We start from the raw sequence: 16,755 nt of genomic DNA on the forward strand, positions 1-16,755 counted from the left end.
GCGCGCCGTGGCACGGGACACGAGCCGAGCGACAGGGCGGGGGCACAGGCGACCGTGTGAGAATGGGGGCATGTTCGCAACCCTCCACACCACTGCTGGTGACATCCGTATCGAGCTCCTGCCGAACCACGCGCCCAAGACGGTGGCGAACTTCACCGGTCTGGCGAAGGGCACCACGACCTGGACGGATCCGCGCACGGGCGCGGAGCGCAACGACCCGTTCTACGACGGTCTGATCTTCCACCGCGTGATCCAGGACTTCATGCTGCAGGGTGGCTGCCCGCTCGGCACCGGTACCGGTGGACCCGGCTACACGTTCAACGACGAGATCCACCCCGAGCTGCAGTTCGACCGCCCGTACCTGCTGGCCATGGCGAACGCGGGCTCGCGTCGTAACCCGGTCTCGGGTGAGGTCGAGGGCACCAACGGGTCGCAGTTCTTCATCTCGACGGTCCCCACGCCGTGGCTCAACGGCAAGCACACCATCTTCGGCGAGGTCGTCGACGACGAGTCCCGCGCGGTCGTGGACGCGATCAACGCGACGCGGACCCGTCCGGGCGACCGCCCGGTCGAGGACATCGTCATCACCTCGGTCACCATCGAGGACTGACCATCTCCGTCCCCGCCTTCGGGACACCGGGGCCGGCGCAGCCGGCCCCGGTGTGTCCCCGACACCCAGACCGCGTCTCGTACGTCCGCTGCCAGCGCTGTGGACGTCCGGCCTGCCCCGAGTGCCAACGCCCGGCGGCCGTGGGTATCCAGTGCGTCGACTGCGTGCGCGAGCAGGCCCGGTCCGCACCCCAGGCCAAGACGGCTCTTGGCGGGACCGTCCGGACGGGGCGTCCGGTCGTCACGCTGACGATCATCGCGCTGTGCGTCGTGAGCTGGCTGCTCCAGCTGGCCACCGGGGGCGAGTGGACCCAGCGGCTGGCGTTCGCACCGTTCATCGGTGACGTGCAGCCCTACCGATTCCTCACTGCGGCCTTCCTGCACTCGACGAGCGTCTTCCACATCCTGTTCAACATGTACGCGCTGTGGATCACCGGGCCCTTCCTCGAGCAGATGCTCGGGAGGGCACGGTTCGTCGCGCTGTACGTGCTCGCGGCGGTGGGCGGATCCGTCGGCGTCGTCCTGCTCGCTCAGCCGACGCCTGACGGCGGTTGGTTCACGCCGGTCGTCGGTGCGTCCGGGGCCGTGTTCGGGCTCTTCGGTGCGATCCTCGTGGTGCTGCGGCGCCTGGGGCGGAACGCCGCCCAGATCCTCGTCCTGATCGGGATCAACTTCGCGATCGGCTTCATGGTCAGCAACATCGCCTGGCAGGCTCACCTCGGTGGGCTCGTCGTGGGCCTCGTGCTCGGGGCGGGTTACGCCTACGCGCCCAAGGAACGGCGCAGGCTGTGGAGCATCGTCATCACGGTCGCGGTCGCGGTGGTCCTCGTCGTCCTCACGGTCCTGAAGTACGCCTCGGCCCCGCAGTTCCTGCTGTCCTGAGCAGACTGCTCGATCTCGGATAGTTATCCACAGAGTTACTCACAGGTGTGGAACTACACCGATGTAGTTATCCACAGGGTAAGGAATCTGTGGACAGCCTTCCGCCCTGCGCACGCCGGTGACAGGCAAGAGGGTGGGGACCGCAGCTCTGCGGGCCCCACCCTCTCCTGTACCCAGCCCGGCCGACGTGGGTCGGACGCACGTCGGCCAGCGACTACTTCCAGCGCGTGGTCAGCGCGAATCCGGCGATGATCAGGACGAACCCGACCACCAGGTTCCAGTTGTGGAGCGCCGGGATCGGCAGGCCGAGGCCACCGCTCGTGAGGTAGAAGATGACGATCCATGCCAGGCCCAGGAGCATCAGGGTCAGCATGGTCGGTACCAGCCAGCGCGGGTTGCCGGTCTCAGGCTTCTTCACCTGCGGGGCCTTGACCTTGGCGGGCTTCTTACGGGACTTCGACTCGGGCACGAGAGCTGGCTCCTGTCCTCGGGATGCGTGTTCCTGGCACCAGTCGTGTGCAGGAGCTGTGTCGGGTGGGACGAAGCGCCGTTGCGCGACGTCGTGAACGGCGACGCCATTCGTCATCTAGCGTAGTGGGCGGACAGAATAGCGTGTGCACGGGCAGGTGGACGAGAGCCGGGAGTGAGCCAGATGGATCGCCGTCACGGAGCGACGCACGACACGGGGGGCGCAGGAGCCGAGGATGCTCCGAGCTCCACTGCCGGCGAGCCTGCGGTCACGGCTGCGACCCGGCCGCTCACACGAGCACGTCGTATCCGGTCGAGCGTCACGGTGCTCCTGGTGCTCGGCCTCTCGGGGCTCATGTTCTCGGCCAGCGCACGCCTCGCGCAGGGCCAGGAAGGGCGCCACCCCGAGAACCTGACCGACCTGGTGCAGAGCGAGGAGCGTCGGGTCGAGGACATGACCGAGAAGGTCGTCGGCCTCGAGGTCGAGGTGTCGAGGCTTGCGGCCGGTACCGGCCAGACGGAGACCGAGTCTCCTGAGCTCGTCGAGCGCACCGGGATCGTCTCCGGGGCGGTCGCGGTGACGGGGCCGGGACTCAGCGTTACGCTCGACGACGCCCCGTTGACCCAGGACCACTCCAAGGCGCGCGTGGACGACCTCGTGGTCCACCAGCAGGACCTGCAGGAGGTCATCAACGCGCTCTGGGCGGGAGGCGCCGAAGCGATGACTCTCCAGGGCCAGCGCGTCACTCCCACGACCGCGTTCCGGTGCGTGGGGAACGTGCTCAACCTCCACGGGCGGGTGTTCTCACCGCCCTACACGGTGTCCGCGGTGGGCGACCCCGTGCAGCTCCAGAAGGCGCTCGATCGTTCCGACGCGATCGACATCTACAAGCAGTACGTGGACGAGTACGGCCTGGGGTGGAAGGTCGACAAGTCCGACTCGCTGCTCATGCCCGTGTTCGAGGGAGCGCCGGACCTGAAGTACGCGCGTGTGGCCGGCTCGGCCGACGAGGGCGCGTGACCGGGTCGGACACGGCGACGGGATTCGCTTTCCGTGTGCCGACCGCCGGTGAGCACGCGCATGGACGCAGCCGCCGGCACCCCGCAGCAGGGACAATGATGAGCAGGCGGGGCCGGGTCCGGCCGCGCCGGACGAGCCGCTCACCCGGCGCGGCGTCCGGCTGCTTCAACGCAACGACTTCCGAAGGAACAGGTGGGTAAGGGATGGTCCGCATCCTCGTCGTGGACAACTACGACTCGTTCGTCTACACGATCGTCGGTTACCTGAACCAGCTCGGGGCGCGGACCGTGGTCGTGCGCAACGACGCGGTCCCCGACGTGGGCGCGGACGGTCGGTTCCGCGACGCTGACGGTGTGTTCGACGGCGTGCTCGTCTCCCCCGGCCCCGGCACCCCCGAGGAGGCCGGGCAGAGCGAGGCCGTGATCCGCGCGTGCGCGGCGTCCGGCACGCCCATGCTGGGTGTCTGCCTGGGGCACCAGGCCCTTGCCGAGGTCTACGGGGCGACCGTCACGCACGCCCCCGAGCTCATGCACGGCAAGACGAGCCCGGTGGTCCACGGGGACCTCGGCGTGCTCGCCGGCCTCCCCTCGCCCTTCACCGCGACCCGCTACCACTCGCTCGCCGTGGTGCCCCGGACGATCCCGGCCGAGCTCGTCGTCACAGCGACGACCGAGAACGGCGTGGTGATGGGTCTGCAGCACCGCGACCTGCCGCTGCACGGCGTGCAGTTCCATCCCGAGTCCGTGCTCACCGAGGGGGGCCACCTGCTGCTCGCCAACTGGTTGACGGTGTGCGGGTCGGTCGACGCGGTCGAGCGTGCGCAGGGCCTCGCCCCTCTCGTGCGCCTCTGACGAGCCTCGCGAGGCTCGACCAGCTTCCGAACGCGAGGAGGGCCCGGCACCAGATGGTGCCGGGCCCTCCTCGTCTCAGGAGCCGACGCGCGTCGGGTCAGCGGACCGACCGAGACCCCACGTCAGTGGGTCACGGGGTGGACGTGCCGTCGTCGTCCCCGCCACCGGTGGGCGGACCGCTCGAGATGACCAGGTCCACCTTGGTCCCCTCGTCGACCTCCGTGTTCGCACCGGGGCTGGTCGAGATGACCCGCCCCTTGGGCACGTCCGCAGACTCCTTCTCGGTGACGTTCCCGGGGTTCAGCCCGTTGGCGTAGAGAGCCTCGATGGCCCTGTCCTTGGTCATGCCGACCAGGTCACCGGGCACCGTGGTCTTCTCCGGCCCCGTGGGCACGATGGCCTTGGCCACGACGAGGGTGACCTTCTGGCCCTGCTTGGTGGGACCCGGCTTGGGCGTCTGGTCGATGACGGTGCCCGCGGTCTCGACGCTCTCCTTGGTCGTGATGACGGAGGTCAGCCCCAGCTTGCCGAGCTCGGTGACGGCCTGGTCCTCGGTCATGCCGATCAGGTCCGGGACGCTCACGTTGCCGCTCGAGATGAAGATCTTGACCGTGGATCCCGCAGCGGCGCTCTCGCCACCGCCAGGATCCGTCCGGGTCACGAGACCCTTCTTGATGGTCCCGTTGTCCTCGGCCTCGACCGTCGGATCGACCACGAGGTTCGCAGCGGTGATCTTGGAGTGCGCCTCCTCCTGCGTCAGACCCGTGACGTCGGGGACCAGCACGGTGTCCGGTCCGGCGGAGAAGAAGACCTCGACCTTGGTGCCCTCGGGGACCTCCGTGCCGCTCTCGGGGTCCGACTTGGTGAAGGTTCCCTCGGGTTCGGTCGACTCGGTGTCCCGCGCATACAGGTACACCAGGCCGACCTCCTCGAGCGCCTGCTTGGCCGACTCCTCGGTCGTCGAGGCGTCGAACTGAGGAACGGCGACGTCGACCGGGGCGTCGGGGCGTGAGTTGATCACGATCATGGTGATGATCGCGGCAAGAGCCAGGACACCCACCGCGATCAGGGCCCACATCAGGCCGCGCCTCTTGGCCGGCTCCTCCTCGGGTTCCTCGGCGGCCAGCCCGTTGCCGGGCTGCTGGCCCGGAGGGACCGCTGCCGGGGCGACGCCCGTGGTCTCCCACGGGTTGGGAGGCGTCGCGACGGCCGGGCTCATGACCTGGGTCGCGTTCTCGAGCGGCTGCTGGACCTGGGTCGCGGTGACCGCGGCCCCTGCCACGGCGCCGGCGGCCGCCGCTGCGGCCGCCCCGATGGCCGGGGCCGTGATGTGCCCGCCGCGGACTGCGTTCTCGAGGTCGTTGCGGAACTCGGCGGCACTGCTGTAGCGCGCGGTACGTTCCTTGGCGAGGGCCTTGAGCGTGATGCGGTCGAGGACCTCCGGCACGTCGGGGGCGAGGTCGCTCGGCTTGGCCGGCGCCTCCCGCACGTGCTGGTAGGCCACGGCGACGGGCGAGTCGCCGATGAACGGCGGACGCCCGGTGAGCAGCTCGAACAGCAGGCAGCCGGTCGAGTAGATGTCGCTGCGAGCGTCGACCGTCTCCCCGCGCGCCTGCTCGGGCGAGAGGTACTGGGCCGTGCCGATCACGGCGTGGGTCTGCGTCATGGTCGCCGCGGAGTCCGCGACAGCCCGCGCGATGCCGAAGTCCATGACCTTGACCGCCCCCGTGGGGGTGATCATGACGTTGGCCGGCTTGATGTCGCGGTGCACGATGCCCGCGTGGTGGGAGTACTCGAGCCCCGACAGCACACCGGCCGTGATCTCGATGGCCTCGTCGATGGGGACGGCCTGGCCGTCGCCGAGGATGTCGCGGACGGTGTGGCCCTCGACGTACTCCATGACGATGAACGGCACGTGCGCCGTGCCACCGCCGGGCTCGGTGTGGGTGTCCTCGCCCGTGTCGTAGACGGCGACGATGGCCGGGTGGTTCAGAGCGGCGGCGGCCTGTGCCTCGCGACGGAACCGCGCGAGGAACGACGGGTCGCGCGCGAGGTCGGAACGCAGGATCTTGATCGCCACGGTCCGTCCCAGGCGCGTGTCGTGGCCGATGTGCACCTCGGCCATGCCGCCGCGGCCGATGAGCTCACCGACCTCGTAGCGGCCGGCGAGTACCCGGGGAGCGTTGTCCACCACTTAGGAATCCTTCGAGGTTGTCGGAGCCGAGGACGCAGAGGCCTCCGGCGCAGTACTGAGCATCATCCCATCGCTGGACGTCGAGTCCTGGGACGCGTGCAACGATCTGGTCACGGTCACCGAGCCCGCGTCGTCCGCGCCGTCCCCGCCACCCCTGACGAGAGTCGCCACGAGGACCACGAGCAGCAGGATCAGCAGGGCCACGAGCGGCCACGACAAGCCCTTGGCGAACCCGCCGATCCGTTGGCCCGTCGTCGTCGAGGTGCGGCCGCCTGCCGGCTCCTGGGAGGCTCGGCGTCGCTCGGCGCGCGTCACCCCGCCCGGCTGAGCCTCCGCGAGAGCGGGAGCCGACGACCCCGCGGTGCGCGACGTCGTCGGGCCGGCGTCCGGGCGCCTCGGACGCGAGGCCGCCGCACCGTGCATCTCCCGGCGGGGCGGGTACGAGCGCGGGACCGCAGGGGCCTCCGGCCCGCCCGACGAGTCGGCGCGTTCCCAGGGGAGGGCGTGGCCGGCCTGCGGAGCCTCCGACGACGAACGGGGGGCGGGCGGCGGAGGCGGCGGGGGGACGGCCTGGTCGTCGTACGGGACGTCGTCGCGTGCGACCGACGCGGCCGATGCCGCGGAGGGGGCCGAGAGCGCCGAGTAGCCCGACGGCGCCGAGAGCGCCGAGTGCCCGGAGTACGCCGACCAGCCGGAGGTGGCCGGGCCAGCTCCGCCGGCCGCCGGGGCCGGGGGCACCGTGGGCAGCGGACGCGACCGGAGCTCGGCAGGGATCTCGATGGGTGTGGGCGAGCTCGGAGCCGTCGGAGCCCCGTGCCGCGCGGGCTGCGGCCGGCGCGAGCGCCTGCTCCCCGAGGCAGCGCCGGAACGGGCCGTGGCCCCCCACGGGTCGCGGGCGATGGTCTCGGCCAGGTCGTCGAGCGTCTGGGCCAGCGCGGACGCGGGCATGGGACGGGCCTTGGGGTCCTTCGCGAGCATCGCGTAGATGAGCGAGGCCAACGACGGGTGCACGTGCGCGGGCAGCGGCGGCACCTTCTCGTTGACGTGCGCGACCGCGATGTCGACCGGGGTCGTGCCGGTGAACGGCCTGTTCCCCACGACCGACTCGTAGGCCACGATCCCCAGCGCGTACACGTCCGACGCGCCGGTCGCGGCCTGGCCGATCGCCTGCTCGGGCGACAGGTACTGGGCCGTGCCCATGACCATGCCCGTCGCCGTCATGGGGACCTGGTTCGCCGCGAGAGACACCCCGAAGTCGGTGATCTTCACGATCCCGCGCGACTCGAGCAGGATGTTGCCCGGCTTCACGTCGCGGTGCACGACCCCCGCGAGGTGCGCGGCGTGCAGGGCGCGCGCCGTCTGCGCGAGGATCGGCAGCAGCTTGGCCGGCATGAGGACGGGCTCGCGCTCGAGCAGGTCCGCCATGGGCTCGCCCATGACGAGCTCCATGACGAGGAAGCCCGAGGCGTTCTGCTCGCCGTAGTCGTACATCTGCGCGATGTTCGGGTGCGAGAGGGCCGCGCTGTTCCGTGCTTCGGTGCGCAGGCGCTCGAGGAAGTCCTCGTTGCCCGCGTACTCCTCGCGCAGGACCTTGACGGCGACCTCACGGCCGAGGGCCTTGTCGTTGGCGACCCACACCTCGCCCATGCCGCCGATCGCGATGCGGCGGACCAGGCGGTAGCGGTCGCCGAGCCACAGCCCCTCGACCGGCCTCACTTGTTCAACACCGCCTCCATCACGGCCTTGGCGATCGGTGCGGCCACGGCGCCGCCCGTGGCCTCGTTGCCGCTGTCCCCACCGTTCTCCACGATGACCGCGACCGCGACCTGGGGGTTGTCGGCCGGGGCGAAGCCCGTGAACCAGGCGTGCGGGGCGGCACCCGACTGGTGCTCGGCCGTGCCCGTCTTGCCCGCGACCTGGACGCCGTCGATCTTCGCGGCCTTGCCCGAGCCGCCCTCGACCACGCTGATCATCATCGAGGTGAGCTGGGACGCGACGGTCGGTGAGACGGACGTGCGCAGGAGCGAGGGCTCGTTCTGCTGGACCACGTCGAGGTCCGCGCCGCGCACGGTCGCGACCGTGTAGGGCGTCATCTGCTTGCCGCCGTTGGCGATGGCTGCCGAGACCATGGCCATCTGGAGAGGCGTCACGCGGACGTCGCCCTGGCCGATCGAGGCGCGCGCGAGCTGACCCGCGTCGTCGGTGACCGCTGCGTCGGGGAAGTGGCTCGGCGTGACCGTCATGGGGATGCTGAGCTTCGAGTCGAACCCGAAGTCCTCGGCCTGGTCACGCATCGCGTCGCCCCCGAGCGTCACGCCCAGGTCCGCGAAGGCGGTGTTGCACGAGATGCGCATCGCGTCGGCCAGCGTCTGCTCCCCCGTCGGGGAGCAGCGCGCTCCGCCGAAGTTCTTCATGGTCTGGGTCGAGTTCGCGTACGGGTACTCGTCCGGTGCGGGGATCACGGTCTCGGGCGTGTACTGGCCGCTCTCGAGCGCGGCGGCCGCGGTCACGAGCTTGAACGTGGACCCCGGCGGGTAGGTGTTGCCGGAGATCGCGCGGTTCACGAGCGGGTCGTCGTCGGCGTTGATGAGCGAGGTGTAGGCCTCGCGCGCGGCCTTGGTGTCATGGGTAGCGAGCAGGTTGGGGTCGTACGACGGCTTCGAGACGAGCGCGAGGATCTTGCCCGTCGAGGGCTCGATCGCCACGACGGCGCCCCGCTGGTCACCCAGCGCGTCGTACGCGGCCTGCTGGGCCGCGGGGTCGATCGTGAGCTCGACCGACGCGCCCTGGGGCTTCTTGCCCGTGATGAGTCCCTGGAGACGGTCGATCCACAGCGTGCTGGCCTGGCCGTTGAGGAACTCGTTCTCGGTGCGCTCGATCTCCTTGGTCCCGTTGACGATCGAGAAGAACCCCGTGACGTGGCCGTACAGGGGTCCGTTCGTGTACGAGCGCTGGTAGCCGTAGGGGTCGTCGATGGGGGTCGAGAGGGCCACCGACTCCCCCGCGACCACGATCGGGCCGCGGAAGTTCCCGTACTCCTTGTAGATCTGGCGGACGTTGCGGGAGTCGCTGTTGAGCGAGTCCGCCTGGACGAACTGGATGTAGGTGGTCGAGACCATGAGTGCCAGGAACATGACCAGCACGACGGTCGCCACTCGGCGCAGGGGGACGTTCACGGGGTCTTCCACTCGGTGTCTTCGATGATCTCGGTCGCCCCGGTGTCCGGGCCACCACCGACCTCGGGCAGGGCCGTGCGGACGACCTGCGTGGGCTGGTCGTCCGGGAACGCGCCGTGCGCAGCGGGCTCACGCTGCCCGACGGCGGAGCGCCCGTCCGCGAGGTCGGCGGCACCCTGGGCGCCGGCCTGGACCACGACGGGCTGGGGGCCGGTGTCCGGGCGCTCGGAAGCGCGGGACGGGGCGACCTGGCCGCGCACCGGCAGGGAGGACGGCCGGCGCGCGTTGTCGGAGATGCGCAGCAGGAGCCCGACCACGAGCCAGTTCGCGAGCAGCGACGAACCGCCTTGCGCGACGAACGGCATGGTCAGACCCGTGAGGGGGATGATCCGGGTGATCCCGCCGATGACGACGAACAGCTGCCACGCCATGACGAACGCGAGGCCGCCCGCGAGGAGCTTGCCGAACCCGTCGCGGACGCCGATCGCGGTACGCAGACCGCGCTCGACCAGGACGAGGTACATGACCAGGATCGCGAGCAGGCCCGTGAGCCCGAGCTCCTCGCCGAGCGAGGTGTAGATGAAGTCGGAGAACGAGTACGGCACCAGGCGGGGATAGCCCTCGCCCCAGCCCGTGCCGGTGAGCCCACCGTTGGCGAGACCGAACATGCCGCCCACGAGCTGGCCCGAGCCGCCCGGGTCACGGCCGTAGATCTCCGGGTCGAGGGGGTGCAGCCAGACGTCGACGCGGGCCTGCACGTGCGGGAAGGCCGAGGCTGCGACGACGGCGCCCACGGCGAACATGCTCAGACCGATCGCGACCCAGCTGAAGCGTTCGGTCGCGATGTACAGCATGGCCACGAAGAGGCCGAAGAACAGGAGGGAGGTCCCCAGGTCGCGCTCGAAGATCAGCACCGCCAGCGAGGCGGCCCAGACGATGACGAGCGGCCCCAGGTCCCGCAGGCGCGGGAGCTGGAGCCCGAGGACCTTGGGGCCGGCGAGCGCGAGCGTGTCCCGGTTGGTCACGAGATAGCCCGCGAAGAAGATCGCGAAGGCGATCTTGGCGAACTCCGCGGGCTGGAGCGACATGCCGGCGATGTTGACCCAGATGCGGGCGCCGTTGATGTTGCGCCCGATCACGGGGAGCAGAGGCAGCACGACGAGCACCAGGCCGACGATCATGGCCGTGTAGGAGTACTTCCGCAGCGTCCGGTGGTCCTTGAGGAGCCACACGACCACGCACGCCGCGATGACGCCGAGCGCCGTCCACATGAGCTGCTTGGACGCGAGGTCCTTGTCGCTGCCGACGAGCTTGCCGCCGATGTCGATGCGGTTGATCATCCCGAGGCCGATCCCGTTGAGGGCGATCGTGACCGGCAGGATGACCGGGTCGGCGTACGGGGCCTTGAGGCGCAGGACCACGTGCCCGACGACGGCGAGCGCGACGAGGCCCGCGCTGTAGACGTAGAAGTTGGTGGGCAGCTCACCGAGCATCGACAGGCCGACGGAGGCGTAGGCGCCGATGCCGAGGGCGAGGGCGAGCACGAGCAGGCCCGCCTCGGCCCGCCGCGAGGGACGCACCTCGTGGGGCTCGACCGTCGCCATCAGGGGGCCGCCGGCGGGTCGGTCGTGGTCTCGGGGGGCACGGTGCCGTCGGCCGGGGCGGCAGGGTCCGTGGTCGTGTCGGCCGGGGGTGTGGTCGCTGCGGTGCCCGCGGGCTCCTGCGTGGAGGTGTCGGTCTCGGCCTGGGCGTCGGCGACGAGGCGCGCCGCGCGGTCACGGGCGTCGTCGAACGACGTGGCGCTGATGGTCTCGGTGAGCCGGTCGACGACGTAGGGCGGGAGGTCGTCGACCTTGTCCCCCGTGAGCTCGATCGGGGTCGAGAGCGTGAGGGGGCCCGCGCTGGTGGGGATGCCCCGGAAGACCGCGACCTGGCCGTCGGACACGCCCACGTAGTACTGGTCCTGCGTCCACCGGTAGCCGTACAGGCCGCCCGCGCCGACGACCGCGAGGATCGCGATCGTCACGACGGGGGCGATCCAGCGGCGCGGGCGCTTGCCCGGGCGCACGTCGGAGTCGTCACCGGTCGCGTCGGTGCCGTCCTGCGGGGCGTGCGCGGGGTCCTCGGCCGAGACCTCCGTGGACTCCCCGGCGGACGACGCGGCGGCGACGAGCGTGGCCGCACGTGCCGCGGGGCCGTCCTGGGCAGAGGTGGGACGGTCGCGGTCGATCGCGGCCGAGCCGACGACGACCGGCACGGTGGAGGGACCCGCGCCGTCGGCCAGGGTGTCGAGGTCGACGACGTCGGCCACGACGACCGTCACGTTGTCCGTGCTGCCGGCCCGGAGGGCGAGCTGGAGGAGCTGGTCGGCGCACTCGTCGGTGTCCGCGACGGTGCTCAGGGTGTGCTCGAGCGTCTCGATGCTCACGAACCCCGACAGGCCGTCCGAGCAGAGCATCCAGCGGTCGCCGGGGCGCGCCTCGCGCACCGACATGTCCGGTGTGAGGTCGACGTCGAAGTCGCCGAGGACCCGCATCACGACGTTGCGCTGCGGGTGGTACTCGGCCTCCTCCGGCGTGATGCGGCCCGTGTCGACGAGGTGCTGGACGAACGTGTGGTCGGTCGTGACCTGGTTCAGGACCCCGTCGCGCAGCAGGTACGCGCGCGAGTCGCCGAGGTGCGCCATCGCGAGCGCGTTGCCGCTGCGCAGGATCGCGGTGACCGTGGTGCCCATGCCGGCGAGCTCGGGAGTCACCTCGCTGCGCTCGACCAGGTCGAGACGCGCGCTGTCGATCGACGACTCGAGGTGGGACAGGGCGTCGTCGGGCCCGTGCGACTCCCCGTCGAGAGGCGCGAGCGCCGCGATGGCGAGCGAGGACGCGACGTCGCCGCCCGCGTGCCCGCCCATGCCGTCCGCGACGACGAGGAGGTGGGGACCCGCGTAGCCGGAGTCCTGGTTGTTCGAGCGGACGAGGCCGACGTCGGAGACCGCGGCGTACCTGAGTGCGATGTTCATGGCGCGCTACCGCTGCAGCTCGACGATGCTCTGCCCAACCCGCACGCTCACTCCGGGGGCGAGGGGCTGGATCCCGGTGATGCGCTGCTCGTTGATGTAGGTGCCGTTCGTCGAGCCGAGGTCCTCCACGTACCAGGTGCCACCCTGGGGGAAGATCCGGGCGTGCCGGGACGACGAGTAGTCGTCGTCGAGGACAAGGGTGCAGCTCGGGGCGCGGCCCAGCAGGATCGAGGACGCGGAGAGCGGGACCGTGGTCCCGCGCAGCGGGCCCGCGGTCACGACGAGCCGGGTGGGCCCCGTCGGGGCCGGGGACGCGGGAGCAGCAGGGGTCGGGGCCGAGGGGACCGATGCTGCCGCACCGCGTCCGGCGGTGGGTGCGGTGCGGTGCGCGTCCTCGCGCCCCTTGCCCTTGCGTGCCGTGATCTTGGTGCCGTACAGGTCGCGTCGCAGCACACCGATCGCGGCGAACACGAACACCCACAGCAGGACCAGGTAGCCCAGCCGCAGCAGGGTGAACGTCAGCTCGGTCATGCGGGGTGGATCACCATTCCTCGTTCTCGGGCGCACCCGTCCAGAACATGATGCGGGTCCGCCCGATGGTCAGGCTGTTCCCGTCGAGCAGGGTAGCGGCCGGGACCTGGTGGCCCTCGACGAAGAGTCCGTTCGTGGAACCGAGGTCCGTCGCGATGACTCCGTCCGGCGTCACCCGGATCTCGAGGTGACGGCGTGAGACCCCGGGGTCGTCGACGACGATGTCCGCCTCGGAGCCGCGGCCGATCACGGTCACGGGACCGGTCAGCAGGTACCGCTGGCCGTCGATGTCCACCAGGGGGTGGCGCGCGCTCGGCGCCGACACCGTCGCCGGGGCGACGTTCCCGCGCACGCTCGCCGAGCGCAGCTGGAAGCGGCCCGTGTCGAGCGAGTCGTCCTGCTCGAAGGACACGCTGACCGGGCCGACGAACGCGTAGTGCTGCGACGCCGCGTGCTCGGTGACGTTGGCCGCGAGCTCGTCCGCGAGGGACTCGGCGCCCCACCCGTCGATCTGCGCGTAGTCGTCCGGTGACAGCTCGATGGTGAACTGGTTGGGCACCACGGTCCGGTCGCGGTCCACGACCGCGGCCCGGTCGTCGACCTCACGACGCAGAGCGCTCGCCAGCTCGACGGGCTTCACCTCGCTGCGTCCGACCTTGAACGCGTTGTTGACGACGCGTTCGACGCCCTTCTCGAAACGATCCAGGACTCCCATGCCACCTCCTCCCTCATCGACGTTCCCTCGACCGGGGTACACGGTCCCCGGGCAGACTACCTAGATCGTAACGACCCGGAGCCTCGACGGGCCGGGAATCTCCCGGAATCGAGGGGGAGATCGCGGGGAGATCGGGTGACTCGGGCGTGAGCCGCTCCGTGGAGCGGCTAGTGTTCTCTCTGGTGCACCACCGGGTTCAGGCTCGGCTGGGGCGCAGGTGGAAGAGCGCACGAGGACGGCCGGACGACCGATGCACGGTTGGGTCTGCTGTCGTGATAATCTTCTGCGGCACGCGCGAGTGGCGGAATGGCAGACGCGCTAGCTTCAGGTGCTAGTGTCCGAAAGGGCGTGGGGGTTCAAGTCCCCCCTCGCGCACGTGAAGACGGTTTCGTACTAGGAACCGTCGGCAGTTCGTTAATGGTCTCGGTCGGGTTCTCCCGGCCGAGACCATTGTCGTTGGGGCTGCTTCAGCCCTGAGATGCGCTGGCGCCACAGGCTTGGAGCCGCGCTGGAGTTCTCGGAGCCTCGACTCTTGCGCGCACTCGGAGGTTCAGGGCGCGCTCGGCGTACTGGTGGCGTGCTGTGGTCGTCAGGTGCTCACGAGGTCGTGTGCCGGAAGTCCTTGCCGGGTGGAGCGCGGTGCTTGGTCTTGCGGGACCGGGTGCCGCGGCCGACTGGCCTGGTGTCGGGCTTCTCGCCGAGCTCGATCTGCCAGGGTTCAGGCAGTGCGCGGGCGCTGAACCACTTGTGGATCTGGATCGCGTTGTGTCCGGCGATGGCGAACGCGAGGAGCAGGTTCGTTGCCTGACGCCCGAGGACCTGGATGAAGCCGTGGTTGATGTCGGCATCGAGGAAGCGGAGCTGGGCGTTGAGGCCTTCGACAAGTGTGCGCCGGTTGTAGGAGAGTGCCCAGGCCGTTGACTGCCAGGGAAGTCGTTGTCGGTCACGTTCATGGTCTGTGTCGGCGACGGTGATCGTCGCCGCGCATCCGCACGGGTGGCCTGGGACGCATCGCGTTGTCGGGATCTCCGGGCCTCGACGCATCGAGGCCGGGCTGTTCGGGCAGCGCACGTGCCCCGCCACAGCAGGGCCTTTGAGGCGCTGTGTTCCGCGGTTCGCATCGTGCCGACTGTGGGCGATGAAGCGGTATGGCTCGCGGGCGTCGAAGTCTTCGCGGATGCGCGCCTTGTCTCCGGCGCGCGCGTATGGCGCGGGCGGCCTGATGTCACGCAGAGCGTCAGGGATCGCGTCGGAGTACAGGTGCCCATCGAGCCAGATCGTCCCGGGCGCGGGTCCTGGGCGGACGCCGCGTTGGCTGGTGTGCAGGTCCATGGTGACATCGATGCCGAGCTGACGAAGCGGCCGGGCGAAGTTCTCAGGCCTCGCGGTGGTGTAGCCCCGGTCGAACAGTGCTTCGTCGATCTCGCAGAAGCTCTGGATGGCCCGCGTGAGGGCGAGAGCGGCCGGGCCGCGGTCGGTCACCCCCGGGCGGAGCACCATCCCGGCGCAGAGAGTGGGGATCGGGGCCTCCCCTGGTCGGGGGATGTGAGCCGCTAGGTGAAGCTCGTATCCGACGTAGTGCTCGGTCGGGCGGCGACTGGTAGGAGTGCGCTTGCCCCAGCCGGCGTCAGGGTCGGCACAGACTTGTCCTTCGGGGCCGCGGTACCCGTGGGAGTACGAGGTGGCGAACGACTCGAAGTCTGTACCGTCGATCGCGATGCCGCGAGTGCGCCGAAGAGTCCTGGGCAGGCTGGCCTGGACTATTGCGGTCGCGATCTCGTCCGGTGCCATGTCGACGGCGGGGCAGCCCGGTGGACAGGGATCGACTTCGCCGGTGTCACCGTTGACCCGCATGGCGTGGTCGTGGTCGACGTGGATTCCCTCATGTGTTGCCTCCACCAAGGCGGCGAACGTGTCGCGTATCCGCTTGTACAGGCGACCTCGCTCCGGAGGGTTGCTCATCCACCACTCGGGGATGCCCAGCAGGCGTCGGCTCTTCGGCGAGAGGGCAACGACAGTCCGCTCGATCGCACGAAGCGTCATCTTCTCGGTGTCGGTCATCGCATGCAGGAACAGGATCCGTGTCAGGCACTCGATGCTCACTTTGCGCGGACGCCCGTACTTCTTCGTGCTGGCCGAGATGATTTGCTTGGAGCTTGGGGTTTGCCGCCATCGCTATCGCGCGAGCGACGCGGTGTGTCTCGGTGAGCGGGTTGGGGCGATACACGATGACGCTCTGTCCCGACGCAGTGAGGGGCGGGCGGGACGTCATCGTGACCGCAGGAGCGCTCATCGGCGGGTGAGCTCCTCGAACAGGCTCTCTTCGTCGATCAGTGGCAGGTAGGCCATGAGGTGACCGAACGTCTTCCAGGACGAGACGCCGGCCATCTGGGCCAGGCCGTTGAGGTGGACGCGGTTGTCCAGGTGCCGCAACAGCCACGTGGCTCGAAGGCGGTGTGCCTTGAGATCAGGGCAGTCAAGGGGGCGATCGATGTCTTCGAGGAGATGGCCCAGAGGGGCGCGGTCCCACTCCTTGGCGGCGAATCCGAGAATCGGCGTCGCAGGATCGGTGGAGCAGATCTCCGCAAGCGTGGTGTCGTGGGGCGGACTGATCGGTACGAGGCGAGCGTGTTCACCGGAGATGTTCAAGCAGAGGCGCCCGTGGCGTTCGACGAGGTCGTCGGTCGTGGCTGACCGTGCTTCGCGTGGGTAGACGCCTGTTCCAAGCCCAAGAGCAAGGAACGCAGTAAGGCGACGCCGTTGCAGGGCTGTGCGCTGGTGCGCTGCGACCTCGAGTAGACGGGCGACTTCCGCCGGCGTGTAGGGGACGATCGCGTAGTCCCCGCGAAGGCGCTGAGCTCGTGGTGGCCATGGCGCCTTGCGTGTCACGGCCGCGGAGAAGCGGCGAAGGTCCGAGCGCCGGGTGGCGCGCGATGACTCGGCGAGGTGTCCGCACGCGACCGCGATGTAGCGCTCGACCATGTCCGGGGTGAAGATCGCCTCCCGGTCCAGCGGCATCCCCTGGCGGTGCGCCCAGACGACGAACTGCGACAAGGTCCTCATGGTTTCGGTCGCCCGACGCCGGTCGACGGGTTCCAGGTCGAGCCCGACCTGGCAAGTGAACTGGGCGACCGGGGCCCAGTGCTCGGGGCGGATCGCGTTCGGTCGGTAGCCGCGCACGACGTTGGTGGCGTGGGCGAGTTCTTCGGCGTGGCGGTTGACGGACTCAGTTCCAGAAGAGCACTCTGAAGGTGCTGTAGACATGGAAGTACCCCCAATAGGACTTGCGGGT

14 protein-coding genes and 1 tRNA gene are annotated in these 16,755 nt (G+C 70.0%); 5 read left to right on the forward strand and 10 right to left on the reverse strand.

Going from position 1 to position 16,755, the window contains the following annotated elements; genetic code table 11:
- Positions 1–70 precede the first annotated feature (70 nt).
- Both H9641_RS05630 and H9641_RS05635 read left to right on the forward strand, forming a co-directional pair.
- The gene (locus tag H9641_RS05630) at positions 71–610 is read left to right on the forward strand and encodes a peptidylprolyl isomerase (protein ID WP_056648078.1); all 540 of its coding nucleotides are present in this window, start codon (positions 71–73) and stop codon (positions 608–610) included.
- Between the two features lie 140 nt (positions 611–750).
- Positions 751–1,491, forward strand: a complete 741-nt coding sequence (locus tag H9641_RS05635) for a rhomboid family intramembrane serine protease (protein ID WP_318244397.1) — start codon at positions 751–753, stop codon at positions 1,489–1,491.
- A gap of 214 nt (positions 1,492–1,705) precedes the next feature.
- Here H9641_RS05635 and H9641_RS05640 read toward each other — a convergent pair whose 3' ends face one another.
- The gene (locus H9641_RS05640; RefSeq protein WP_056648075.1) at positions 1,706–1,960 is read right to left on the reverse strand and encodes a cell division protein CrgA; all 255 of its coding nucleotides are present in this window, start codon (positions 1,958–1,960) and stop codon (positions 1,706–1,708) included.
- A 183-nt stretch (positions 1,961–2,143) separates the two neighbouring features.
- Here H9641_RS05640 and H9641_RS05645 point away from each other — a divergent pair, with 183 nt between their 5' ends.
- Together H9641_RS05645 and H9641_RS05650 are read left to right on the forward strand one after the other, a co-directional pair.
- Complete coding sequence (locus H9641_RS05645; RefSeq protein ID WP_191801948.1) at positions 2,144–2,980, forward strand: DUF881 domain-containing protein; 837 nt, start codon at positions 2,144–2,146, stop codon at positions 2,978–2,980.
- Positions 2,981–3,183: 203 nt separating this feature from the next.
- Complete coding sequence (locus tag H9641_RS05650; RefSeq protein ID WP_191801771.1) at positions 3,184–3,831, forward strand: aminodeoxychorismate/anthranilate synthase component II; 648 nt, start codon at positions 3,184–3,186, stop codon at positions 3,829–3,831.
- A gap of 130 nt (positions 3,832–3,961) precedes the next feature.
- On the opposite strand, the gene pknB is transcribed toward H9641_RS05650, so the two are convergent.
- From pknB to H9641_RS05685, 7 genes are read right to left on the reverse strand one after another with little or no spacing between them, the layout of a single operon-like run.
- The gene (gene pknB, locus H9641_RS05655; RefSeq protein ID WP_191801774.1) at positions 3,962–6,025 is read right to left on the reverse strand and encodes a Stk1 family PASTA domain-containing Ser/Thr kinase; all 2,064 of its coding nucleotides are present in this window, start codon (positions 6,023–6,025) and stop codon (positions 3,962–3,964) included.
- The gene (locus tag H9641_RS05660; protein WP_191801777.1) at positions 6,026–7,741 is read right to left on the reverse strand and encodes a serine/threonine-protein kinase; all 1,716 of its coding nucleotides are present in this window, start codon (positions 7,739–7,741) and stop codon (positions 6,026–6,028) included.
- On the reverse strand, positions 7,738–9,201 hold the full coding sequence (locus H9641_RS05665; RefSeq protein WP_191801779.1) for a peptidoglycan D,D-transpeptidase FtsI family protein: 1,464 nt from the start codon (positions 9,199–9,201) through the stop codon (positions 7,738–7,740). The genes H9641_RS05660 and H9641_RS05665 overlap by 4 nt, the downstream gene beginning before the upstream one ends.
- On the reverse strand, positions 9,198–10,805 hold the full coding sequence (locus tag H9641_RS05670; protein WP_191801781.1) for an FtsW/RodA/SpoVE family cell cycle protein: 1,608 nt from the start codon (positions 10,803–10,805) through the stop codon (positions 9,198–9,200). Before H9641_RS05670 ends, H9641_RS05665 begins: the two co-directional genes overlap by 4 nt.
- On the reverse strand, positions 10,805–12,217 hold the full coding sequence (locus tag H9641_RS05675) for a PP2C family protein-serine/threonine phosphatase (protein WP_191801783.1): 1,413 nt from the start codon (positions 12,215–12,217) through the stop codon (positions 10,805–10,807). The genes H9641_RS05670 and H9641_RS05675 overlap by 1 nt, the downstream gene beginning before the upstream one ends.
- A 6-nt stretch (positions 12,218–12,223) precedes the next feature.
- Entirely contained in the window at positions 12,224–12,748 is a 525-nt protein-coding gene (locus tag H9641_RS05680; protein WP_191801785.1) for an FHA domain-containing protein FhaB/FipA, read from the reverse strand.
- A gap of 10 nt (positions 12,749–12,758) precedes the next feature.
- Positions 12,759–13,463 carry an FhaA domain-containing protein gene (locus H9641_RS05685; RefSeq protein WP_191801787.1) on the reverse strand — a complete coding sequence of 235 codons (705 nt, stop codon included), beginning with the start codon at positions 13,461–13,463 and terminating at the stop codon, positions 12,759–12,761.
- 292 nt (positions 13,464–13,755) lie between these two features.
- On the opposite strand from H9641_RS05685, the gene H9641_RS05690 reads away from it, so the two are divergent.
- Positions 13,756–13,838: transfer RNA gene (locus tag H9641_RS05690), tRNA-Leu, on the forward strand.
- 222 nt (positions 13,839–14,060) lie between these two features.
- Here H9641_RS05690 and H9641_RS05695 read toward each other — a convergent pair.
- Both H9641_RS05695 and H9641_RS05700 read right to left on the reverse strand, forming a co-directional pair.
- Entirely contained in the window at positions 14,061–15,524 is a 1,464-nt protein-coding gene (locus H9641_RS05695) for a hypothetical protein (RefSeq protein ID WP_225220033.1), read from the reverse strand.
- Positions 15,525–15,752: 228 nt separating this feature from the next.
- Positions 15,753–16,727, reverse strand: a complete 975-nt coding sequence (locus H9641_RS05700) for a site-specific integrase (protein WP_191801792.1) — start codon at positions 16,725–16,727, stop codon at positions 15,753–15,755.
- Positions 16,728–16,755 lie beyond the last annotated feature (28 nt).

The organism is Oerskovia merdavium, assembly GCF_014836755.1.
Taxonomy (GTDB): domain Bacteria; phylum Actinomycetota; class Actinomycetes; order Actinomycetales; family Cellulomonadaceae; genus Oerskovia; species Oerskovia merdavium.